Source organism: Streptomyces lomondensis, assembly GCF_014651035.1.
Classification (GTDB): Bacteria; Actinomycetota; Actinomycetes; order Streptomycetales; family Streptomycetaceae; genus Streptomyces; species Streptomyces lomondensis.
Genome location: NZ_BMWC01000001.1, coordinates 200,490 through 218,566 on the forward strand (window position 1 = coordinate 200,490; position 18,077 = coordinate 218,566).

Below are 18,077 nucleotides of genomic sequence, written 5' to 3' on the forward strand. Positions count from 1 at the left end.
CCGCCGTCACGGACTTACAGCGTCACTCCGTCTATGTGGAGCGTTTGGACCGACTTCGCGGCGAACGGGACGCTGACCGACTTGCCGTTCAGGCGGATGTCCGAGCGGGGTGTGTAGAGGTCGCCGCCGCCCGTCGTCACCGTGTTCCAGCGGGGGACCAGGCCACCGGAACCGCCCGTCACCGTCGAGAAGCGAGAGAGGTCGAAGGTGAGGGTCTGGGCGGAGGTGGAGGTGTTGACCGCCACGATCACCAGGCGGCGGGACGTCGCGCCGTAGGCCGCCACCGCGTAGCTGACGCCCGTGTCCAGGATCGTCATGCCGGGGCGGATGTGGCGGCTGAACTGGGCCATCACGTAGTGCTTGGTCTGGACGGTGGTCGGCTGGAGGGTGTTCGCGTCGTAGGCGATCATCGCCCAGCCCGCCGACGGGTCCATGACCTGCCAGTAGCACCAAGCCGTGGGGTGCAGCCAGCGGAAGTCGTAGCAGAGGTTCGACGCCATGGTCAGGCCCGTGCCGTCGCTGTCGCCCGTCTCGGAGTTCCACAGCTTCTTGCGGGACGTCGTCACGACGTCCGTGTAGAGGAGGTCGCGGCGACCGCCCGAGCCCTGGTAGCCGTGCACGTTGACCTGGGAGACCAGGGACTTGGTGGACGAGTTGAAGGACGCCCACGTGGAGCGGGCCGTGTCGTAGTTCGTCTCGTCCGAGGCGGCGATGCGGATGCCCGTCAGGCCGCGCTTGTCCAGCTCGCTGCGCATGTAGGGGAGGACGGCGGCCTGGACCGCGGGGTCCATGTGGCAGCCCTCCTGGGTGCCGGTCGCGGTCCACCAGGTGGAGGCCGGCTCGTTGAAGGGGTCGACCGTCGCGAAGTTCACGCCCCAGTTGTTGCGCGCGTACAGGGCCGTCGCCGCCAGGTGGGAGGCGTGCTGGCGGTAGTTCCAGGTCTGGAGGTTGTTGCCGCCGTCCGCGGCGCCCGAGGGGTTGTGGTTGCTGCACATCCACCACATCGGGGAGTTCGCGAACAGCTCGGTGATCGCGCCGCGCTGGGTGGCCTTCACCAGCATCGCGCGCTGGTTGGCGTCCGCCGACCACTTCCAGGCCGAGGAGGTGGGGTCCTCGTTGTTCCAGTCCTGCCAGAAGCCCTCGATCTGCTTGAAGGCGGGGATGTTGGGCGACTTCACCATCGTCTCGCCGCCGACGCTGTTCCAGCTGCACGCGCCGAGGTTGTAGCGGGCGATGTTCATGCCCAGGCCGGGCAGCGACCGGCCGTTGTACGTCACCGACTTGGTGGTGAAGAAGAGGTCGGCGAAGTCGTCCCGGGCGCCGAAGACGTTGGCCCACCAGGCGAGGGAGGTGCCCCAGCCCTCCCAGGTGCCGTACGTCGTCGACGGGTTGACGGCGATCGTGGCGTCCGCGTGCGCGGTGCCCGTCGCCAGGGCGCTGCCGAGGAACGTACCCCCTGCTGCGGCCAGCAGGGATCTGCGTCGGATCACGGCTCCTCCGTAAAGGAATTCGGGGCAGGCGCCGGTCCCCGGCCCGGCGTCGCGGGTGGTTGTCCCGTTCATGGCAACGGGTTCATGGCATCGAGAAGCATCGGGTGTGACCGGTGGGTTGTCGAGAGTTCTGGCGAACCTTTCTCAAACCCGTGTACGAAGTCGTGGATCCGCTCGCGAGGGCGATCCTGTATAACGAACAGCAGGGCATACACACGTGCGAGGGGAGGGGCAGCCGATGAACCGCAGTTGGGCGACGCTGCGTCCCGCCCTCGCGCTGCTCTTCCTGATCGTCGAGGTGGCGCTGCTCGACACCGGCAGCCTCTCCGCCACCGTCGCGCTCGCCGCGACCGCCGCGGCCTCGGCCGCCCTCGCGGTCTGCGCCGTCGTCGCCTCGCGCTGCGCGCCCAGCGTGCCGCGCACGCGGGTGCGTACGGCCATCCGCGACCGTGCCCTCCGTACGGCCTTCCTGCCGCAACGCGATCCCGACGCCCGGGGGCGCACCCGCCCCCGAGCACCCGGACACGCCCTCCGGGCGACCGTCGCGTAGGGCACCTCCTTCTTCGAGCTGACCCGCGCGGGTCGTTATGCCGCCCTGTTCCGTTCCGGCACGACGAGACCCCCGGAGGGCTCACCCATGTCCGTCTTCGCCAGCCTGGTCGAGCGACTCGCCGACCTGCTCCAGCCGCTGTTCGGCGCCTCCGCGGCCGCCGCCGCGATCGTCCTGTTCACCGCGCTCGTACGACTCCTCGTCCACCCCCTGTCCCGGGCCGCCGCGCGCGGCCAGAAGGCGCGGACCGCGCTCCAGCCGAAGATCGCCGAGCTGCGCAGGAAGCACGGGAAGAACCCCGAGAAGTTCCAGAAGGCCGTACTGGAGCTGCACGCCGCGGAGAAGGTGTCGCCGCTGGCCGGCTGCCTGCCCGGGCTGCTCCAGATCCCCGCGTTCTTCCTGCTCTACCACCTGTTCTCCAGCGACACGATCGGCGGGCAGGCCAACGAGCTGCTCGGCCATCAGCTGTTCGCCGCGCCGCTGGGGGAGCGGTGGGTGGACGCCCTCGACGGTGGTCTCCTCGGCGGGGCGGGACTCGTCTACGCCGGGCTGTTCGTGGTCGTCGCCTGCGTCGCCGCGTTCAGCTACCGCCTCAGCAAGCGCATGATGGCCGCGAACCCGGTCGTCCCGGCCGGTGCGGGCGAGCAGGTGCCCGGGCTGGGGGCGATGACCAAGGTCATGCCGTTCATGTCGTTCTTCACGCTCGTCACCGTGGCCGTGGTGCCGCTGGCCGCCGCGCTGTACGTGGTGACCAGTACGACCTGGAGTGCCGTCGAGCGGGCCGTGCTGTACCGCTAGCCGGTCGGTGAGGTGACGGTCCAGTACGTGAACGGGGTATTGCGGAGCGCACTGCCACCTTGGAGGATCGACCAGTCCTCCGATGGCTGCCCCGCCGCATCCGGGTCACGCGCGTCGGGCGGGCGCCCGCGATCGAGGGAGACGTGATCATGAAGCTGCTGCGAGTCGGTACGGCGGGGGCGGAGCGGCCCGCGCTGCTCGACGCCGAGGGGACCCTGCGGGACCTGTCGGGCGTCGTCGCGGACGTGGACGGCGCGCTGCTCGCCGACGGGGCCGCGCTCGGCCGGGTGCGGGCCGCCGCGGACGCCGGCGAGCTGCCCGTCCTGGACGCCACCGGGCTGCGGATCGGACCGCCGCTGGGGCGGATCGGCAAGATCGTCTGCATCGGGCTGAACTACCACGACCACGCGCGCGAGACGGGCGCCGAGCCGCCCGCCGAGCCGGTCGTCTTCATGAAGGCGCCGGACACGGTCGTCGGGCCGCACGACACGGTGCTCGTGCCGCGCGGCTCCGCCAAGACCGACTGGGAGGTCGAACTGGCCGTCGTCATCGGACGTACGGCCAGGTATCTGGGCTCCGCGGAGGAGGGGCTCGCGCAGGTCGCCGGGTACGCCGTGGCACATGACGTGTCCGAGCGGGAGTTCCAGATCGAGCGGGGCGGGACCTGGGACAAGGGCAAGAACTGCGAGACGTTCAATCCGCTGGGGCCGTGGCTGGTGACGGCGGACGAGGTGCCGGATCCGCAGGACCTGTCCCTGAAGCTGTGGGTCAACGGGGAGTTGAAGCAGGACGGGACGACGGCGGAGCAGATCTTCCCGGTGGGGGAGGTCGTGCGGTATCTCAGTCAGTTCATGACGCTGTACCCGGGGGACGTGATCAATACCGGGACGCCGGCGGGGGTGGCGATGGGGGCGCCCGAGCCGAAGCCGTTCCTTCGGGCCGGGGATGTCGTGGAGCTGGAGATCGAGGGGCTCGGGCGGCAGCGGCAGGAGTTCAAGGACGCCTGAGGGGCGGGGAGCTGCGGATCGTTGGCGACTGCGGGTCCGTCGTGGCCGGTCGCGCAGTTCCCCGCGCCCCTGACAGGGTCAGTCCAGCAGCGCTGCCAGGTCGCGCCACGTCTTCCGGGGGAGGGCGTCCCTCGGCTCCTCGTTCACCACCTGGAGGGCCACGTGGTCCGCGCCCGCCTCGAAGAACGAGTCGATCCTGGCGCGGATCGCCGTGTCGTCGCCCCAGGCGAACAGGGCGTCGACCAGGCGGTCGCTGCCGCCGTCCGTCAGGTCGTCCTCGGTGAAGCCGTGCCGGAGGAAGTTGTTGGTGTAGTTCGGCAGGGGGAGGTAGGTGTCCAGGAACTCGCGGGCGAGGGCGCGGGCCCGGGTCGGGTCCGTCTCCGGGACCACCGCGAGTTCGGGGGCCAGCAGGGGGCCTTCGCCCAGGGCTTCGCGGGCGTGGGCGGTGTGCTCCGGGGTGACCAGGTAGGGGATCGCCCCCGCCGAACGGTCGCGCGTCAGCTTCAGGCTCTTCGGGCCGAGGGCGGCCAGCACCCGGCGGTCCGCGGGCATCCCGGCGGCGTCCAGTCGGTCCAGGTAGTCGACGAGGGCCGAGTACGGGCGGCGGTACTGCTCCGCGAGCCTGGCGTGGCTGACGCCGAGGCCGAGCAGGAAACGGCCGGGGTGGGCGGCTTCCAGCTCGGCGAAGGCCGCGGCGGTCGCGTCCGCCTCGTGCTGCCAGATGCTCTGGATGCTGGTGCCGACGGTGAGCCGGGAGGTCGCCTCGATCAGCGGGGCGGCGTGGGCGGCGGAGGTGTTGCCGCCCAGCCAGACGGCCCCGTAGCCGAGTTCCTCCAGTTCGGCGGCCGCCTCGGCGAGTTCGCCGCGTCGGTCCGGGTCCTCCGAGCGCAGGCCCACGCTCCAGATGCCGTACCGGCCGACGGTCTCCTTCAGGGCTGTGGTCATGGGGTGCGATCCCTCCGATTGGGTGCCGTACTTGATCACGCGTACGGCAGGTGCCAACCGGAGGGATCCGGCACGCATTCCGTCCCGCTACCGGTCGTCGCCCAGGAACCGCTCCAGCGCCTCCACCACGAGGCGGTGGTCCTGGAGTTGCGGCAGCCCGGACACCGTCACCGCGCCGATCACGCCCACGCCCTCGACGGTGATCGGGAAGGAGCCGCCGTGGGCCGCGTAGGTGTCGGGGTCGAGGCGCGAGGACTCCTCGAACGTCGTGCCCTTGGCGCGGAAGCGGGCGCCGACCAGGTAGGAGGCGGAGCCGTAGCGCTCGACCACCCGGCGCTTGCGGGCGATCCAGGCGTCGTTGTCCGGGGTGGAGCCGGGCAGCGCCGCGTGGAAGAGCTGCTGGCCGGCGCGGTGGATGTCGATGGCGACCGGGGCCTGCCGCTCCCGGGCCAGCTCGACGAGGAGCGAGCCGAGCGCCCAGGCGTCGTCGTACGTGAACTGGCGGAACACCAGGCGGCGTTCCTGCTTCTCCAGCTCCTCCAGGCTCGGGGTGAGCTCCGGGTGGAACTTCGGGGTGAGCTCCTGGCTGTGGGAGGGGTTGCTCTTGTGGGTCACAGGGTCACCGTCACCTTCTCGCGGGCCGAACGACGGGCGGCCTCCAGTACGTCCAGGGCGGCGGCCGCCTCCAGGGCGGTCACCGGGTTCGGGGCGCCCTCCCGAAGGGCCTTCGCCACGGCCGCATAGTAGGCGGGGTAGTCGCCCGGGAGGGTCGGTTCGGGGCGGCCGCCGCCGGTCACCGGGGACTCTCCGGAGCCCACGCGGCCCCACAGCGACTCGGGCTCCACGCCCCAGTCCGGGCCGGGGCGCTGTCCCTCCCGCAGGGCCGCCTCCTGGGGATCCAGGCCGTACTTCACGTAACCCGCCCGCGAGCCCAGTACGCGGAACCGCGGGCCGAGTTGGGCGGTCGTCGCGGAGACGTGGAGGTGGGAGCGGACGCCGCTCGTGTGCGTGATCGCGATGAACGTGTCGTCGTCCGTCTCGGCGCCCGGGCGGCGGATGTCCGACTCGGCGTACACGGTGGCCGCCGGGCCGAAGAGGACCAGGGCCTGGTCGACGACATGGCTGCCGAGGTCGTAGAGCAGACCTCCGATCTCTGCGGGGTCGCCGGACTCGCGCCAGCCGCCCTTGAGCTGCGGGCGCCAGCGCTCGAAGCGGGATTCGAACCGCCAGACGTCGCCCAGCTCGCCCTCGTCCAGCAGCTTGCGCAGGGTGAGGAAGTCGTTGTCCCAGCGGCGGTTCTGGAAGACGGAGAGGAGCAGGCCGCGCTGCTCGGCCAGGGCGGCGAGCTCGCGGGCCTCGGCCGCGGTGCCCGCGACGGGCTTGTCGACCACGACCGGCAGGCCGGCCTTGAGGGCGGCGGTCGCGAGCGGCACATGCGTCTTGTTCGGGGACGCGACGACGATCAGGTCCAGCTCGGCGGCCCGGTCGAACAGCTCGTCCGGCCCGGCCGCGAGGCGCACGTCCGGGAACTCGGCACGGGCCTGCTGCTGCCGTTCCGGGTTCGAGGTGACCACCGTGTCGAGGGTGAGGCCCTCGGTGGCGGCGATCAGCGGGGCGTGGAAGACGGAGCCGGCGAGGCCGTAGCCGACGAGGCCGACGCGGAGGGGCGAGCCGGGGGCTGTGCCGAGGGGTGTGCCAGTCATGCCACCACTTTCGCAACGCTGTTGCCAAAGTGCAAGCGCCGGGGACAATGGGTGGCGTGAACAGGGCGGACGACCGGACGGGCGGGGTGGGCGGCATGCGCGGCACCGGGGGCGGGGCGAACCTGCTCGCCCTGCGCAGCCACAACACCGCGCTGGTGCTCGACCTGCTGCGGACGGCCGGAGCCGACGGCATCAGCCGGCTCGAACTGGCCGAGCGCACCGGGCTCACCCCGCAGGCGGTCAGCAAGATCACGGCCCGGCTGCGGGCGGACGGGCTCGCGGCGCAGGCGGGCCGGCGGGCCTCCACGGGGGGCAAGCCGCGCACGGTGCTGCGGCTGGTGCCCGAGGCGGGGCATGCGGTCGGGGTCCATCTGGACCGGGACGAGGTGCGGGTCGTCCTCGTGGACCTGCGGGGAGCCGTGGTGGGGGAGCGGCGGGCCGCGCTGGACCTGGGCGCCGGGGCGGAGGCCGTGCTGGGAGCGGTGCGGGAAGCGGTGGCCGCGGTGCGGGAGGCGGTGGCCGCGGTGCCGCCGGCCGGGTTCGACCGGGCCCTGCTGGGGGCGGGCGTCGCACTGCCCGGGCCGCTCGACCACGCCCGGGGCGTGCTGCACCGGGTGACCGGATTCCCCGAGTGGGACGGCTTTCCGCTGCGGGAGGCGCTGGCGGAGCGGCTGGGGGTGCCGGTGGTGGTCGACAAGGACACCAACGCGGCGGCCCTGGGCCTGGCCGCCGGAGGCGAGGGCGGCTCCTTCGCCTACCTGCACCTCGGGACGGGGCTGGGGGCCGGTCTGGTGATCGGCGGCAGCGTGCACCGGGGGGCCAGGACCGGGGCGGAGGAGTTCGGTCACCAGGTGATCCAGCTGGACGGCCCCCCGTGCACCTGCGGCGACCGGGGCTGCGTCGAGGCGCTGTGCCTCGGTGCGGTGGCGCGCGGCGATGTCGAGGAGGCGGCGCGGGTGCTGGGCACCGGGGCGGCGAACCTGGTCGGCCTGCTCGACATCGACGTCGTCCTGCTGGGCGGCCGCACGGTGGCCGCGGCCCCCGACGCGTTCGTGCACGGGGTCGCGGCGGTGCTGGAAGAGCGGGCCCGGCGGACGGGGCAGGACGCCGTGCCCGTGCGGGTCGCGGCCGGGGGCGGGCGGGCCGTGGCGGTGGGGGCGGCGCAGCTGGTGCTGGGGCCGGTGTTCGGACGGGGGGACGGCTGAGGCTCTTGGCGGGGCCCTCCGGAGGCCGTTGCTCTATCCCCTGAGCTACGGGGGCGCGTCGTGCGCGTTGCTCGCGGCGACGCGGGCCCGGGCCCGAGCGATCGCCGAGCGGCACCCGCGCCGCCGTGCTGCTGCTCGGCAGGGTCCTGGGTCGGCGTCCGGGCCGTTGAGCGGGGCTCGTGCCGCCGTGCTGCTGCTCGGCAGGGTCCTGGGTCGGCGTCCGGGCCGTTGAGCGGGGCTCGTGCCGCCGTGCTGCTGCTCGGCAGGGCCCTGGGTCGGCGTCCCGGCCGCTGAGCGGGACCCGCGCCGCCGTGCTGCTGCCCGACAGGGCCCTGGGGCCGGCGCCCGGGCCGTCGAGCGGTACTCGTGCCGCCGCCATACCGCTGCCCGACAGGGCCCTAGGCCGGCGTCGGCCCCCCGGCCGCCCCGGCGGGGAAGATCCGGGCCAGGTGGTAGTCCAGCACCCTCCGTACGTCCGCCAGGGAGCGGCGTTCGTGCAGGACGTCCAGGCCCAGCCCGACGGCTCCCGCCACCAGCAGGTCCGCCTCGTGCGCCCGGTCGATGCCCGGCGCCGTCCGGCCGGCTGCCTCGGCCGCCCCGATGATGTCCGCGACGAGCCCCTCCAGCGGCTGCTCGGCGGCCAGGAAGACCGCCGCGAGCGCGGGATCGGTCAGGCTGCGCGCGTAGTACGCCGTGAACACGCGCAGGGCGAAGGCGCGCTGGTCGTCCAGCGGCAGGAACTCGTCCAGCACCGCCCGCAGCAGCGCGCACGGGTCCGTCATGTCGTACGGGATGCGCGCCCGGGCCAGCCGCTCGTTCTCCTCGTGCAGCAGGCGCAGCGCGTCGACCAGGAGGGTGTGCTTGGAGTCGAAGTGGTACTGCACGACCCGCAGCGACACCCGCGCCTCGGCCGCGATCCTGCGCATGCTCGCCGCCTCCAGGCCCTGCCCGGCCGCGATGCGCCACACCGCCTCGGCGATCCGCAGCCGCTGCCGCGCGCGGACGTCCGTCGGCCGGGACACGGGCGGCGTGCCCGGCTCGGGCAGCGGCCGCCGGCGCCGGCGGTAGGCCCGGGCCTGGCAGCTCCGGGAGCAGTAGACGGGCGGCCGGCCCCGCTCCGGACGGGCCAGGGGCCCGCCGCACACCGGGCACTTCTTTTCGTCACGCACGATCTCACGATAGCGCGCCCAAAAAGTGTGACGTAAATCGGAGATCGTGGGCCAGATGGGGCCAATAGGCCTCCGTCGATTGATACGTTCGTAACCTCACCCCTCGGGAAAGGGAGGCACATGAAGTACGACGTCCTACAGGTCCTCGGCATGGTGGTGCTGGTCGTGTCCGCCCAGGCACTCGTCCGGCTCCTCGTCGACCACGGGGAGCGGGGAGTGCTCGGGGACCTGCCCGGCGGCTTCGTCCCGCTGCTGCTGACCTACGCGGCCCTCACCGCCGCCGGTGTCCTCCTGACCGGCTGGGCCCACGCGCGCGCCAAGGCCCTCGGGCGTCGCTAGGCCTTCCGGTCGCCCGGGCCCTGGGCGGCTGTCCGCCGACCGGGCGGATGCGTGCCGCCGTTCGGGCCCGTTTCCGGCGACATCGGCGCTCGGTGCTCGCGAACCGGCAAGGTCATAAGTCCATGCGACTCTGCACGCCCGCTCACCTCTGCCTGGCGGCGGCAGCCGCCGTCCTGCTCCCCGGTGCCCACCCGGCGTACGCGGACGACCCCGCGCCCGCCTGTGCCGCGCCCGACGACCACACCTTCCCGCTCACCACCCGCATCCACGGCGGGCCGGACTCCTACACGGCCGGGGGCGGGTTCGGGACCTGGTACCTCGACCTGACCAACACGACCGACCGGACCTGCGCGGGCATCCACCCCGTCGTCGTGCTCGTCGACGACCGGCGGGCCATGGAGCCGTCCCAGCCGCGGCTGGAGTTCTTCGAGGGGGCGCGGGCCCATCCCGTGCGGTTCGAGAAGACCGGCGAGGACGAACTCGTCGGGGCGTTCGCCGACGACGAGGGCGGCTTCGGCGGGTTCACCGTCGGCCCCGGGAAGACCGTCACCGTGAAGGTGCGGCTCGCGGTCACCTCGGACGCCGTGGCCAACGACGTCACCGCCAACGCGGCCGTCGTACAGCGGCACGACGACGACGGCGACTGGGTGGGGCAGTCGAACGACTACCGGTTCGGCATCGAGGGCCGCGGGGCGGGAGACGACGGCGGCACCGACTCCCTGCCGGAGGGCGACGCCACCGCCGCGCCCCGCGAGGACCGGTTCCCCTTCGCCGAGGAACTGGCCCGCACCGGAACCGGCGGCCAGATCGCGGCGGCCGCCGCGGCCCTGCTGCTCGCCGGGGGCGGGGCGCTGCTCCTCGCACGCCGCCGTCTCCTCGCACGCCGCCGCCGCTGAACCCGCCGTCCCGCCTGTCGGGATGCCATGAGCCGCCCATTCCGCAAGATCCCGCCACTGTTTAGGCTGGGTCGACGCAGGACCGCGGCGTACGGCAGGAGATCCCGCACATGGCAGACCGCAAGCCCATCGAATCGTGGCTCACCGACATGGACGGGGTGCTCATCCACGAGGGCGTACCGATCCCCGGCGCCGACGCCTTCCTGAAGAAGCTGCGCGAGTCCGGGAAGCCCTTCCTGGTCCTCACCAACAACTCGATGTACACCCCGCGCGACCTGCACGCCCGGCTGCGCCGCATGGGCCTGGAGGTGCCGATCGAGAGCATCTGGACCTCGGCCCTGGCCACGGCCCAGTTCCTGGACGACCAGCGGCCGGGCGGCTCGGCGTACGTCATCGGCGAGGCCGGACTGACCACCGCGCTGCACGACATCGGCTACATCCTCACCGACCACGAGCCGGACTACGTCGTCCTCGGCGAGACCCGCACGTACTCCTTCGAGGCCATGACGAAGGCGGTCCGGCTCATCCTCGGCGGCGCCCGTTTCATCTGCACCAACCCCGACGAGACGGGCCCCTCCACCGAGGGCCCGCTGCCCGCCACCGGTGCCGTGGCCGCGCTGATCACCCAGGCGACCGGCAAAAAGCCGTACTTCGCGGGCAAGCCGAACCCGCTGATGATGCGGACCGGGCTGAACGCCATCGGGGCGCACTCCGAGAGCAGCGCGATGATCGGCGACCGCATGGACACCGACGTGCTGGCCGGCATGGAGGCCGGGATGCAGACGTTCCTGGTGCTCACCGGCCTGACCACGCCCGACCAGGTCGACGGCTTCCCGTACCGGCCGTCGCAGGTCGTCGACTCGATCGCGGACCTGGTCGACCGGGTCTGACGCCGAGAGGCGGGGTCCCGGGACTCAAACCCGTCGTCACCCGTACGGAGCAGCCGCCGCGTCCCTGAGGATGCGGCGGGCGACCGCGCGGGGGAGGCTCCAGGCGTCTGGAGGTTCACGATGGGTTCCCTGAGAGTCACTCTCTGCACGATCGTCCTGGCCGCGGCCGCCCTGACCCCGGCGGCGTACGCGGCGGACTCGGGGGGCGTCTCGGTGATCCCGGCGACCCCCGCGCCCGGCGGTGACCTCACGCTCCGCGTGACCGGCTGCGCGCAGCGGACGGCCGTCGCCTCCTCGGCGGCGTTCGTCGCGGACGCCCGGCTCACCGTCACCGGCGGCGAGCGCGAGCTGGCCGGCGAGACACGTGTCCGCTCCACGCTCCGGGCGGGGACGTACGCCGTGAAGGTCACCTGCGGCGACGCCGAACGGACCGGCACGCTCACCGTCCGGGACGGCGACCAGAAACGGGCCATGCCGGGGGCCGGGGCCGGTGGTGAATCGTCCGCGGACGGAAGCGGTGGCCGGCCGCCCGCGCCCGGGTCCGTGGCGCCCTTCGGCGGAGCCGCCGCCGCCCGTGACGGTGGCCTCGGCGCCGAGGAGCAGCCCGAGGCGTCCCGGCGGCCGGGCCCGCACGCCTCACCCGTCGCCCCCGTCCAGGCGGGCGGCGGCGGTGCCGCCGACCTCGTCGCCGCCGAGGACCGCGGGACCGGTCCGGGCACGGCCCAGGGCGTGACCGGCCTGGTGCTCGCGGGGGTGGCCGCGGTGGTCGTCGCGCTCGGCGGTGTCCGCCGGAGCCGCGGAACGGACTGACCATGTCCGACCAGGAACAGAGGTTCTCCTCGGGCACCGGCCGCCTGCTGACCGGCGTGGCCTGGGTGGTGCTGCTGCTCGGGCTGTGGCTGTGGGGGCGCGAGGTCACCGACGTACGGCACGGCATATCGGCCCCCACCACGGGCGACATGGCGGCGGCCGGCCGGCCCCCGGACGTGAAGCTGCCCCCCGCCCACCGCCCCCTCACCGACGCGCTGCCGCAGCGCGTCGACATCCCCGGGCTCGGCGTCCAGGCACCCGTGGTTGCGCGCGGCCTGGACGCGCGCGGGGCGCTCGACCCGCCGCCCTACGACCAGCCGGGCGTGGTCGGCTGGTACGCGGGCGGCGTGGCGCCCGGGGCGCCCGGCACCGCGCTCATGGTCGGCCACGTCGACACCGACACCCGGCCCGCCGTCTTCTACAAGGTCAGTGCCATGCGGCCGGGCCAGACGATCCGGGTGATCCGGGCCGACGCCAAGGTCGCCGAGTTCACGGTCGAGTCCGTCCAGGTGCTCACCCGCGACCGCTTCGACGCCCACCAGGCCTACGGCCCCCGGCAGTCGGGCCGGGCCGAGCTGCGGCTCGTCACCTGCGGCGGCAGCTTCGACCGTACGACCCGCAGCTACACGGCGAACGTGGTGGTCTCGGCGTACCTGACGGGAACCGGCCTGTGACGCGCCACCCAGCCCGGTCGACGACCCGCTCCCCCTGAAGCCGCCGACCGGGCCGGTCCTCGACCGCGCGCGCACGGGCCGCGGGAGTAACCCGGCGAGCTGCGCGGGAGGCAACGGGGGCCACGGTGGGTGAATCTCTGGCCGAAGGCCGGGCCCGGCTCAGTCGACTCTAGAACCAAAGGGCCGCCCGGCCTAGAGGTCGATTAACGCCAAGTCTCGATACGGTGGCTCTGCGTCATCCGCGCAGGTAGGGTTCGACCTCGTGGGTGTCGCGGGACGTATGTCAGGATTGAGACTTGGAACGCTGCACCCAAGGGGGAGTTGGATGTACGGCAGCAGGGGGGTCGGGGCGTCCGCGGGGAGGCGGATGTCCGCAGTGGTGCTGGGGGCGGCACTGCTGATGGCGGGATGTTCCTCGAGCGACGGGGGAGAGGAACCGGACCAGGGCGCCGAAGCGGGCGCCGGGATCACCCAACAGCCCAAGGAGACCGCCCCGTTCTGGGTCAACCCGGACGGCACCGCGGCCCGGCAGGTCGCGGCCCTGGAGAAGTCCGGCAAGAAGCGGGAAGCCGAGCAGATCCGCAAGATCGCCGAGCAGCCGGTCGCCGAGTGGATCGGCCCGGACAACCCCCAGGAGCAGACCCGGGGCTTCACCGAGGCCGCCGACAAGGCCGGCCGTACGGCACTGCTCGTCCTCTACAACATCCCGCACCGCGACTGCGGCCAGTACTCCCAGGGCGGCGCCGCCGACGGCAACGCCTACCGCGACTGGGTCGACGGCGTGGCCGCGGGCATCGGCGACCGGCCCGCCACGGTCATCCTCGAACCGGACGCCCTGCTCCACCTCGTCGACGGCTGCACCCCGGAGCAGTTCCACGAGGAGCGCTACGACCTCCTCAAGGGCGCCGTCGCGAAGCTGAAGTCCCTGAAGAACACGAAGGTCTACCTCGACGCGGGCAACGCCGGCTGGCAGAACCCCGACCAGATCTTCGAGCCGCTGAACCGCGCGGGCATCGCCCAGGCCGACGGCTTCTCGGTCAACGTCTCCAACTTCTACTCCACCGAGGACTCCATCGCCTACGGCAAGCAGCTCTCGGCCAAGGTCGGCGACAAGCACTTCGTCATCGACACCAGCCGCAACGGCAAGGGCCCGTACACCGAGGGCAACCCGGACGAGCGCTGGTGCAACCCACCCGGCCGCGCCCTCGGCGAGACCCCGACGACGAAGACGGCCGACCCGCTGGTCGACGCCTACCTGTGGGTCAAGCGGCCCGGCGAGTCGGACGGCGAGTGCAAGGGCGGACCCAAGGCGGGCCAGTGGTGGGCGGACTACGCGCTGAAGCTGGCGAAGGCCAGTTCCTAGCAGACGTCCTCGACCTGGTCCGGATCGACCGCCAGTTCCTTCTCCCTCTCGGTCAACTCGCGCTCCGCGAGGGCGCACAGCCGGTCCATCCACCGCTCGGGTTCGAGAGGGATCACGGAGGTGCGGGAGCCGTCGACGAGCGTGAGGGCCTTGCCGTCGGTGCTCGGTGAGAGGACCGAGCCATACCCGACGTAGTAGCGGTAGGTGTCCTGGCGGTTCTCGATGTCCCAGACGACTTGTTCACCGGCGGCCGTGGTGGTGTGGAGGAGGCGGTCGCTCAAGAAGCGGCCGAGGTAGTAGACGCCGTTGTAGGTGAGGGCCGGGAGGTCTCGCTTCTTCTCGACGTCCCACAACCGCACCCGACCGCCCGCGTATTGCACAGCGAGGACCTTGCCGTCGGGGGAGAGGGCGAACGACCGGACCGACCGGTCCCTGTCCTCCCTCTTGATCCACCTCTTGAACTCGCCGGTGGTGAAGTCCCAGGTGCCGATCTCGGCCACCGTCCGAACCATCGCCTGCGGTTTGCCGGGTATGGCGGTGGCGAAGGTGCCGGCCGCCTCGTTGGCGAGCTGGGCACGCTCCTGGACGGGCGGCCGGTAGACCTCGCCGTCCGGCTTGCCGGTGTCGAGATTCCAGCGGGAGACGTACGACAGCCCCGAGATCACGGCGTGATCGTCGTCGGAGAAGCTCAGGTTGATCCAGGACGGGACGAGCCCCGTCTGGGGGTCCGCTCCGGCAGCCGTGATGCCGGGAGGGGCGGGCAGCTCAAGGACGTGCTCCTCCCTGAGGGAGCCGTTGTCGATCCGCCAGGCGAGGACCGTCCGCTGGTCCTCGGCGATGGTCAGCATCCGTCGCCCGTCCGGGCTGAAGGCGGCGTACATACTGGCCAGCGGCCGGGACGACCGGGCGGTCGCGAGGAGCCGGTGGCCGGCCAGGTCCCACAGTTGCAGTCCGCTGCCGCTGGTGTCGACGACCGCCATTCTGCCGCTCTGTCCGTCCGGTGTGCGGATGCGATGGACCAGGGAGCTGGAATCGAAGGACGTGGGCTGCTTGACGCGTACGGTGACGACGCTGCCGCCGACCGAGACGGCGGCGCGCAGGTCGTCCGGAGGTCCGGCGAGCGCGACCGCCGGAGCGAACGAGCGGCCGGTGATGTTCTGGTCCTCGGGAGCTGCGGCGGGCGTGTCGAAGGTGGCCGGCCAGCCCTTCTCCAGATCGATGACGAGGAAGCGCATCCGTCCCAGGTCGCTGCCGATGCGCCCGGTGGGGTTGACCAGGTAGCGGCCCGTGGCGTCGAGCCGGGGCGTGTAGAGCGGGCACAGTCCCTGGAAGCTGCTGTTGCTCCAGTTCTGGAAGCGCCGGGGCGTGGAGCCCAGCCGCCACGCTTCGAGCGAGCCCTCCTCGGTGCAGGTGACCAGGACACGGCCGTTGCCGCTGACCGTCGCGGAGGCGGTGGCGCGCTCGTCCCAGGGGCGGCGCAGCGAACCCCGGTTCAGGTCCCAGGAGACCAGCCGTCCCCGTACGTCGTCCGCCTCCGCTCCGGAGGGCACGATCCGCGCCACGATCGTGTCGTCCGCGGCGAACCAGGCCTGTGCCGCGTCCCAGCCGGTCGGCGGGACGAGGGTACGGCCGGTGCGGCGGCCGTCGTCCGCGTTCCACACGAGCACGCCCTCGCGGGGGATCGCGGCGAGGATCCGCTTCCTGTCCCCGTCGAAACGCAGGTCGTTGGGGGCACGCGGGTTCTTCTCCACGGCCTCGCCCTTGCGCAGGGCGATGGTCCGGAACTTGTCCGAGTCGGAGGAGACCGGTACACCGAGGGTGATCAGGCCCCAGCCGCTCGCCCGGGCCGCCCTCCGCCCGTCGGCCGATACGGCGATCCGCTCGGTGTCCAGCCGTGTGGAGAAAAGGTAGGGTTCGGGAAACTTCTCCCCTCGCAGGTTCAGCCGCACGAAGGCGCCGTTGGCCAGCACGGCGTATGCGAACGAGCCGTCGTCCGTGAGCGCAACGTCCTCGACGTCGTTACGCCCCTCCATCACCACCCGCTCGACATCCTGATATCGCAGATACTGCGCCAGCAGCGCGGAACGGGCATCAGGCCGGGCCTCCGCCCGATACGCGCCGACGGTGTACAGCGAGGAGGCGGTCAGAGACGTGCTGTCGAGACTCGCGGCCTGCTGCGCCAACCGGTCCGAGGCCAGCCGCCGCTGCTCCGTCAGCAGGTTCAGGTACAGCACGGACACCACGGCCGCCGCCACCACGGCCAGCACGGTGACGACGGCCCACAGAACCCGCAGATACCGCTTCCGGCGCTCGGATCTCGCGGCCTCGGCCCGCTTACGGTCCCGCAGCCGGACACTTTCCTCGATGAACTCCCGGTCCTCGCCGGTCAGTTCGCCAGGGCGGTCGGCCAGCCACCGCTCCGCCGCCGACAGCGCCGGATCCTCCAGCAGCAGTCCGTCCGGCCGCCCGGCCCGCCACCAGCGGGCCTGGTCGTAGCGGAGTTCGCCGCGCCAGGTGAGGAACGTGCGGTCGTTCCTCACCTGCTCGGCCAGGGGCTGCCAGTGTTCGATCAGGGCCTCGTGCGCCAGCTCGACCGTCTCGCCCCGCTCGGGATCCGCGCCGACGACAAGGACCCGGGCCTCGGCGAGCCGGCGGGCGATGGCCCACCGCTCCTCGCCCGCGTCGCGGCGGGCGAGCCGGGCGCGCAGGGCCGTGCCGCTGCCCGGCGGGACCTGGATCAGCGCGCGCAGCAGCCCGGTCGCGGCCTCCGGCGTCGCACCGCGCAGCGCCTGCCGCCACGCCGAGTCGGCCTGGCTGCTCAACACCCCGCCCAGGCCGCCCAGTTCGCGGTAGGTGTCGAGGCGGAGCCGGCCGCCGACCTGCCGGTCCCACAGGGTGGTCAGGACGAAGCCGAGCAGGGGCAGGGCGCCGGGGCGACCCGCCGCGTCCTCGATCAGCCGGTCGGCCAGGCCGCTGTCGTACTCCACGCCCGGGAAGGCCCGCAGCGGCAGCCTGACCACCTCGGTGAGCTGCTCACGGGTCATCAGGCCCAGCTGGTGCGCGGGCGCCCCGCCGACCAGGCGGCTCAGCTCCGGGTGGCGCAGGGCCGCGTCCTGGAAGTCGGTCCGCAGCGCCACCAGGACCGCCACTCCGGGGTGGCGGCCTGCGTCGAGGAGCGCGTCCACCAGGGCGCGCAACTCCTCCTCGGGGCGCAGCAGCAGCGCCTCCGCCTGGTCGACGGCCAGCACGAGCCCGCGAGCGGACCGGTGCTCCCGCAGGGCCTCCCCGACCGAGGCGGCGTCCGGCAGACGGCCCTCCGCGCGCAGGGTGACGACCTCCACGTCCCGCTCCTTCAGGCGGGGCAGCACTCCCGCCATGAGGAGGGAGGACTTGCCGGAGCCGGACGGGCCGGTCAGGGTCACGCAGCCCTCGGGTGTGCCGTGCGGGCACAGCAGGGCGGTGACGGCGTCGACGTCCTCGTCCCGGCCGAAGAAGTGCGCGCTGTGCTCCTCCGTGTACGGGCGCAGCCCGGGGAAGGGGGAGGAGGGCGCGAGCAGCTGGGCCAGGCCGGGCAGTTCGTCGAGGATCGTGCGGGTCGGGATGCAGAAGCTCTGCCCCCGGTGCGCTGGTGAGATCGAGGCGACGATGCCGACGACGGCACCGAGGTCGTCGTCCCAGACGGCAGAGCCGCTGAAGCCGGGCTGGATCGGGTCCGTCTGGCCGTCGAGCGGGGACATCTGCAGGCGGCCCGTGCTGGTACGGGCGCGGAGCCGGGCGGTGTGCCAGCCGCCGCCCGTGTCGTCCCTGGGCAGTCCGAAAACGATGGCCGGGTGGTCCCAGACGTCCCGGGGCGCCACCATGACCACGGGCCGGGCTTCCGGCAGGGGGCGGGTCAGGGACAGGACGGCCACGTCCCCGGTGCCGTTCGCGCGCACGGGCACCCAGTCGCGTACGACGGCCTCGGTCTCGCCGCCCTCCGCCAGCACCAGCCGGACCCGCGCCGCCCCCTCGGGCGGCTCCTGCTGCCGCTCCGGCAGGCCCAGCGCGTCCAGCACGACATGGGCGCAGGTCAGCACCAGGGTGGGCGCGATGACCACCCCCAGGCCGCCGATGTGCCCGTCCGCGCCCGTGACCTGGACGGTCGCGGCGGCCAGGACCTCCTCCGCCACCGGACCCGACGTGGTCGACTCGGTCATCTCCCGTTTCCCCCGCCACCGTTGACCACACACGTTGCCGAT

At 72.9% G+C, this 18,077-nt stretch carries 16 protein-coding genes; 10 read left to right on the plus strand and 6 right to left on the minus strand.

Annotated features, from left to right (window positions below; all coding sequences use genetic code 11):
* Window positions 1–14: 14 nt before the first annotated feature.
* The gene (locus tag IE255_RS00880; RefSeq protein ID WP_190048142.1) at window positions 15–1,490 is read right to left on the minus strand and encodes a glycoside hydrolase; all 1,476 of its coding nucleotides are present in this window, start codon (window positions 1,488–1,490) and stop codon (window positions 15–17) included.
* A gap of 238 nt (window positions 1,491–1,728) precedes the next feature.
* Between IE255_RS00880 and IE255_RS00885 the strand changes: the two genes are divergently transcribed.
* The 3 genes from IE255_RS00885 to IE255_RS00895 all read left to right on the plus strand — a co-directional run bounded on the left by IE255_RS00885 (window position 1,729) and on the right by IE255_RS00895 (window position 3,845).
* Window positions 1,729–2,040, plus strand: a complete 312-nt coding sequence (locus IE255_RS00885; RefSeq protein ID WP_190048143.1) for a DUF6412 domain-containing protein — start codon at window positions 1,729–1,731, stop codon at window positions 2,038–2,040.
* Window positions 2,041–2,127: 87 nt separating this feature from the next.
* Entirely contained in the window at window positions 2,128–2,838 is a 711-nt protein-coding gene (locus IE255_RS00890) for a YidC/Oxa1 family membrane protein insertase (protein ID WP_190048144.1), read from the plus strand.
* A gap of 149 nt (window positions 2,839–2,987) precedes the next feature.
* The gene (locus tag IE255_RS00895; protein ID WP_190048145.1) at window positions 2,988–3,845 is read left to right on the plus strand and encodes a fumarylacetoacetate hydrolase family protein; all 858 of its coding nucleotides are present in this window, start codon (window positions 2,988–2,990) and stop codon (window positions 3,843–3,845) included.
* Window positions 3,846–3,923: 78 nt separating this feature from the next.
* On the opposite strand, the gene IE255_RS00900 is transcribed toward IE255_RS00895, so the two are convergent.
* From IE255_RS00900 to IE255_RS00910, 3 genes are all read right to left on the minus strand, one after another.
* Window positions 3,924–4,790, minus strand: a complete 867-nt coding sequence (locus IE255_RS00900) for an LLM class F420-dependent oxidoreductase (RefSeq protein ID WP_190048146.1) — start codon at window positions 4,788–4,790, stop codon at window positions 3,924–3,926.
* Window positions 4,791–4,877: 87 nt separating this feature from the next.
* Window positions 4,878–5,405, minus strand: a complete 528-nt coding sequence (locus IE255_RS00905; protein ID WP_190048147.1) for a heme-degrading domain-containing protein — start codon at window positions 5,403–5,405, stop codon at window positions 4,878–4,880.
* Complete coding sequence (locus tag IE255_RS00910) at window positions 5,402–6,493, minus strand: Gfo/Idh/MocA family oxidoreductase (protein WP_190048148.1); 1,092 nt, start codon at window positions 6,491–6,493, stop codon at window positions 5,402–5,404. The genes IE255_RS00905 and IE255_RS00910 overlap by 4 nt, the downstream gene beginning before the upstream one ends.
* A 95-nt stretch (window positions 6,494–6,588) precedes the next feature.
* Here IE255_RS00910 and IE255_RS00915 point away from each other — a divergent pair, with 95 nt between their 5' ends.
* Entirely contained in the window at window positions 6,589–7,698 is a 1,110-nt protein-coding gene (locus tag IE255_RS00915; protein WP_190049303.1) for an ROK family transcriptional regulator, read from the plus strand.
* A 398-nt stretch (window positions 7,699–8,096) separates the two neighbouring features.
* Here the strand turns inward: IE255_RS00915 and IE255_RS00920 are convergent, their stop codons facing one another.
* Complete coding sequence (locus IE255_RS00920) at window positions 8,097–8,867, minus strand: TetR/AcrR family transcriptional regulator (protein WP_229906239.1); 771 nt, start codon at window positions 8,865–8,867, stop codon at window positions 8,097–8,099.
* A 120-nt stretch (window positions 8,868–8,987) separates the two neighbouring features.
* Here IE255_RS00920 and IE255_RS00925 point away from each other — a divergent pair, with 120 nt between their 5' ends.
* From IE255_RS00925 to IE255_RS00950, 6 genes are all read left to right on the plus strand, one after another.
* Window positions 8,988–9,206: a hypothetical protein gene (locus tag IE255_RS00925; protein WP_190048149.1), complete on the plus strand. Its 219-nt coding sequence runs from the start codon at window positions 8,988–8,990 to the stop codon at window positions 9,204–9,206.
* A gap of 122 nt (window positions 9,207–9,328) precedes the next feature.
* Entirely contained in the window at window positions 9,329–10,102 is a 774-nt protein-coding gene (locus tag IE255_RS00930) for an LPXTG cell wall anchor domain-containing protein (RefSeq protein ID WP_190048150.1), read from the plus strand.
* 110 nt (window positions 10,103–10,212) lie between these two features.
* Window positions 10,213–10,992: an HAD-IIA family hydrolase gene (locus IE255_RS00935; RefSeq protein WP_190048151.1), complete on the plus strand. Its 780-nt coding sequence runs from the start codon at window positions 10,213–10,215 to the stop codon at window positions 10,990–10,992.
* Between the two features lie 120 nt (window positions 10,993–11,112).
* On the plus strand, window positions 11,113–11,802 hold the full coding sequence (locus IE255_RS00940; protein WP_190048152.1) for a hypothetical protein: 690 nt from the start codon (window positions 11,113–11,115) through the stop codon (window positions 11,800–11,802).
* A gap of 2 nt (window positions 11,803–11,804) precedes the next feature.
* Window positions 11,805–12,476: a class F sortase gene (locus IE255_RS00945; protein ID WP_190048153.1), complete on the plus strand. Its 672-nt coding sequence runs from the start codon at window positions 11,805–11,807 to the stop codon at window positions 12,474–12,476.
* 325 nt (window positions 12,477–12,801) lie between these two features.
* Window positions 12,802–13,839, plus strand: a complete 1,038-nt coding sequence (locus IE255_RS00950; RefSeq protein WP_190048154.1) for a glycoside hydrolase family 6 protein — start codon at window positions 12,802–12,804, stop codon at window positions 13,837–13,839.
* Here the strand turns inward: IE255_RS00950 and IE255_RS00955 are convergent.
* The gene (locus tag IE255_RS00955; RefSeq protein WP_190048155.1) at window positions 13,836–18,035 is read right to left on the minus strand and encodes an nSTAND1 domain-containing NTPase; all 4,200 of its coding nucleotides are present in this window, start codon (window positions 18,033–18,035) and stop codon (window positions 13,836–13,838) included. The two genes, IE255_RS00950 and IE255_RS00955, sit on opposite strands and share 4 nt — an antisense overlap.
* Between the last annotated feature and the right edge of the window lie 42 nt (window positions 18,036–18,077).

What these genes read in the sequence shown, in the direction of transcription:
- IE255_RS00885 (WP_190048143.1), top strand. Translation starts at nt 1,729, where the DNA reads ATGAACCGCAGTTGGGCGACGCTGCGTCCCGCCCTCGCGCTGCTCTTC.
- IE255_RS00890 (WP_190048144.1), top strand. Translation starts at nt 2,128, where the DNA reads ATGTCCGTCTTCGCCAGCCTGGTCGAGCGACTCGCCGACCTGCTCCAG.
- IE255_RS00895 (WP_190048145.1), top strand. Translation starts at nt 2,988, where the DNA reads ATGAAGCTGCTGCGAGTCGGTACGGCGGGGGCGGAGCGGCCCGCGCTG.
- IE255_RS00900 (WP_190048146.1), bottom strand. Translation starts at nt 4,790, where the DNA reads ATGACCACAGCCCTGAAGGAGACCGTCGGCCGGTACGGCATCTGGAGC.
- IE255_RS00910 (WP_190048148.1), bottom strand. Translation starts at nt 6,493, where the DNA reads ATGACTGGCACACCCCTCGGCACAGCCCCCGGCTCGCCCCTCCGCGTC.
- IE255_RS00915 (WP_190049303.1), top strand. Translation starts at nt 6,589, where the DNA reads ATGCGCGGCACCGGGGGCGGGGCGAACCTGCTCGCCCTGCGCAGCCAC.
- IE255_RS00925 (WP_190048149.1), top strand. Translation starts at nt 8,988, where the DNA reads ATGAAGTACGACGTCCTACAGGTCCTCGGCATGGTGGTGCTGGTCGTG.
- IE255_RS00930 (WP_190048150.1), top strand. Translation starts at nt 9,329, where the DNA reads ATGCGACTCTGCACGCCCGCTCACCTCTGCCTGGCGGCGGCAGCCGCC.
- IE255_RS00935 (WP_190048151.1), top strand. Translation starts at nt 10,213, where the DNA reads ATGGCAGACCGCAAGCCCATCGAATCGTGGCTCACCGACATGGACGGG.
- IE255_RS00940 (WP_190048152.1), top strand. Translation starts at nt 11,113, where the DNA reads ATGGGTTCCCTGAGAGTCACTCTCTGCACGATCGTCCTGGCCGCGGCC.
- IE255_RS00945 (WP_190048153.1), top strand. Translation starts at nt 11,805, where the DNA reads ATGTCCGACCAGGAACAGAGGTTCTCCTCGGGCACCGGCCGCCTGCTG.
- IE255_RS00950 (WP_190048154.1), top strand. Translation starts at nt 12,802, where the DNA reads ATGTACGGCAGCAGGGGGGTCGGGGCGTCCGCGGGGAGGCGGATGTCC.
- IE255_RS00955 (WP_190048155.1), bottom strand. Translation starts at nt 18,035, where the DNA reads ATGACCGAGTCGACCACGTCGGGTCCGGTGGCGGAGGAGGTCCTGGCC.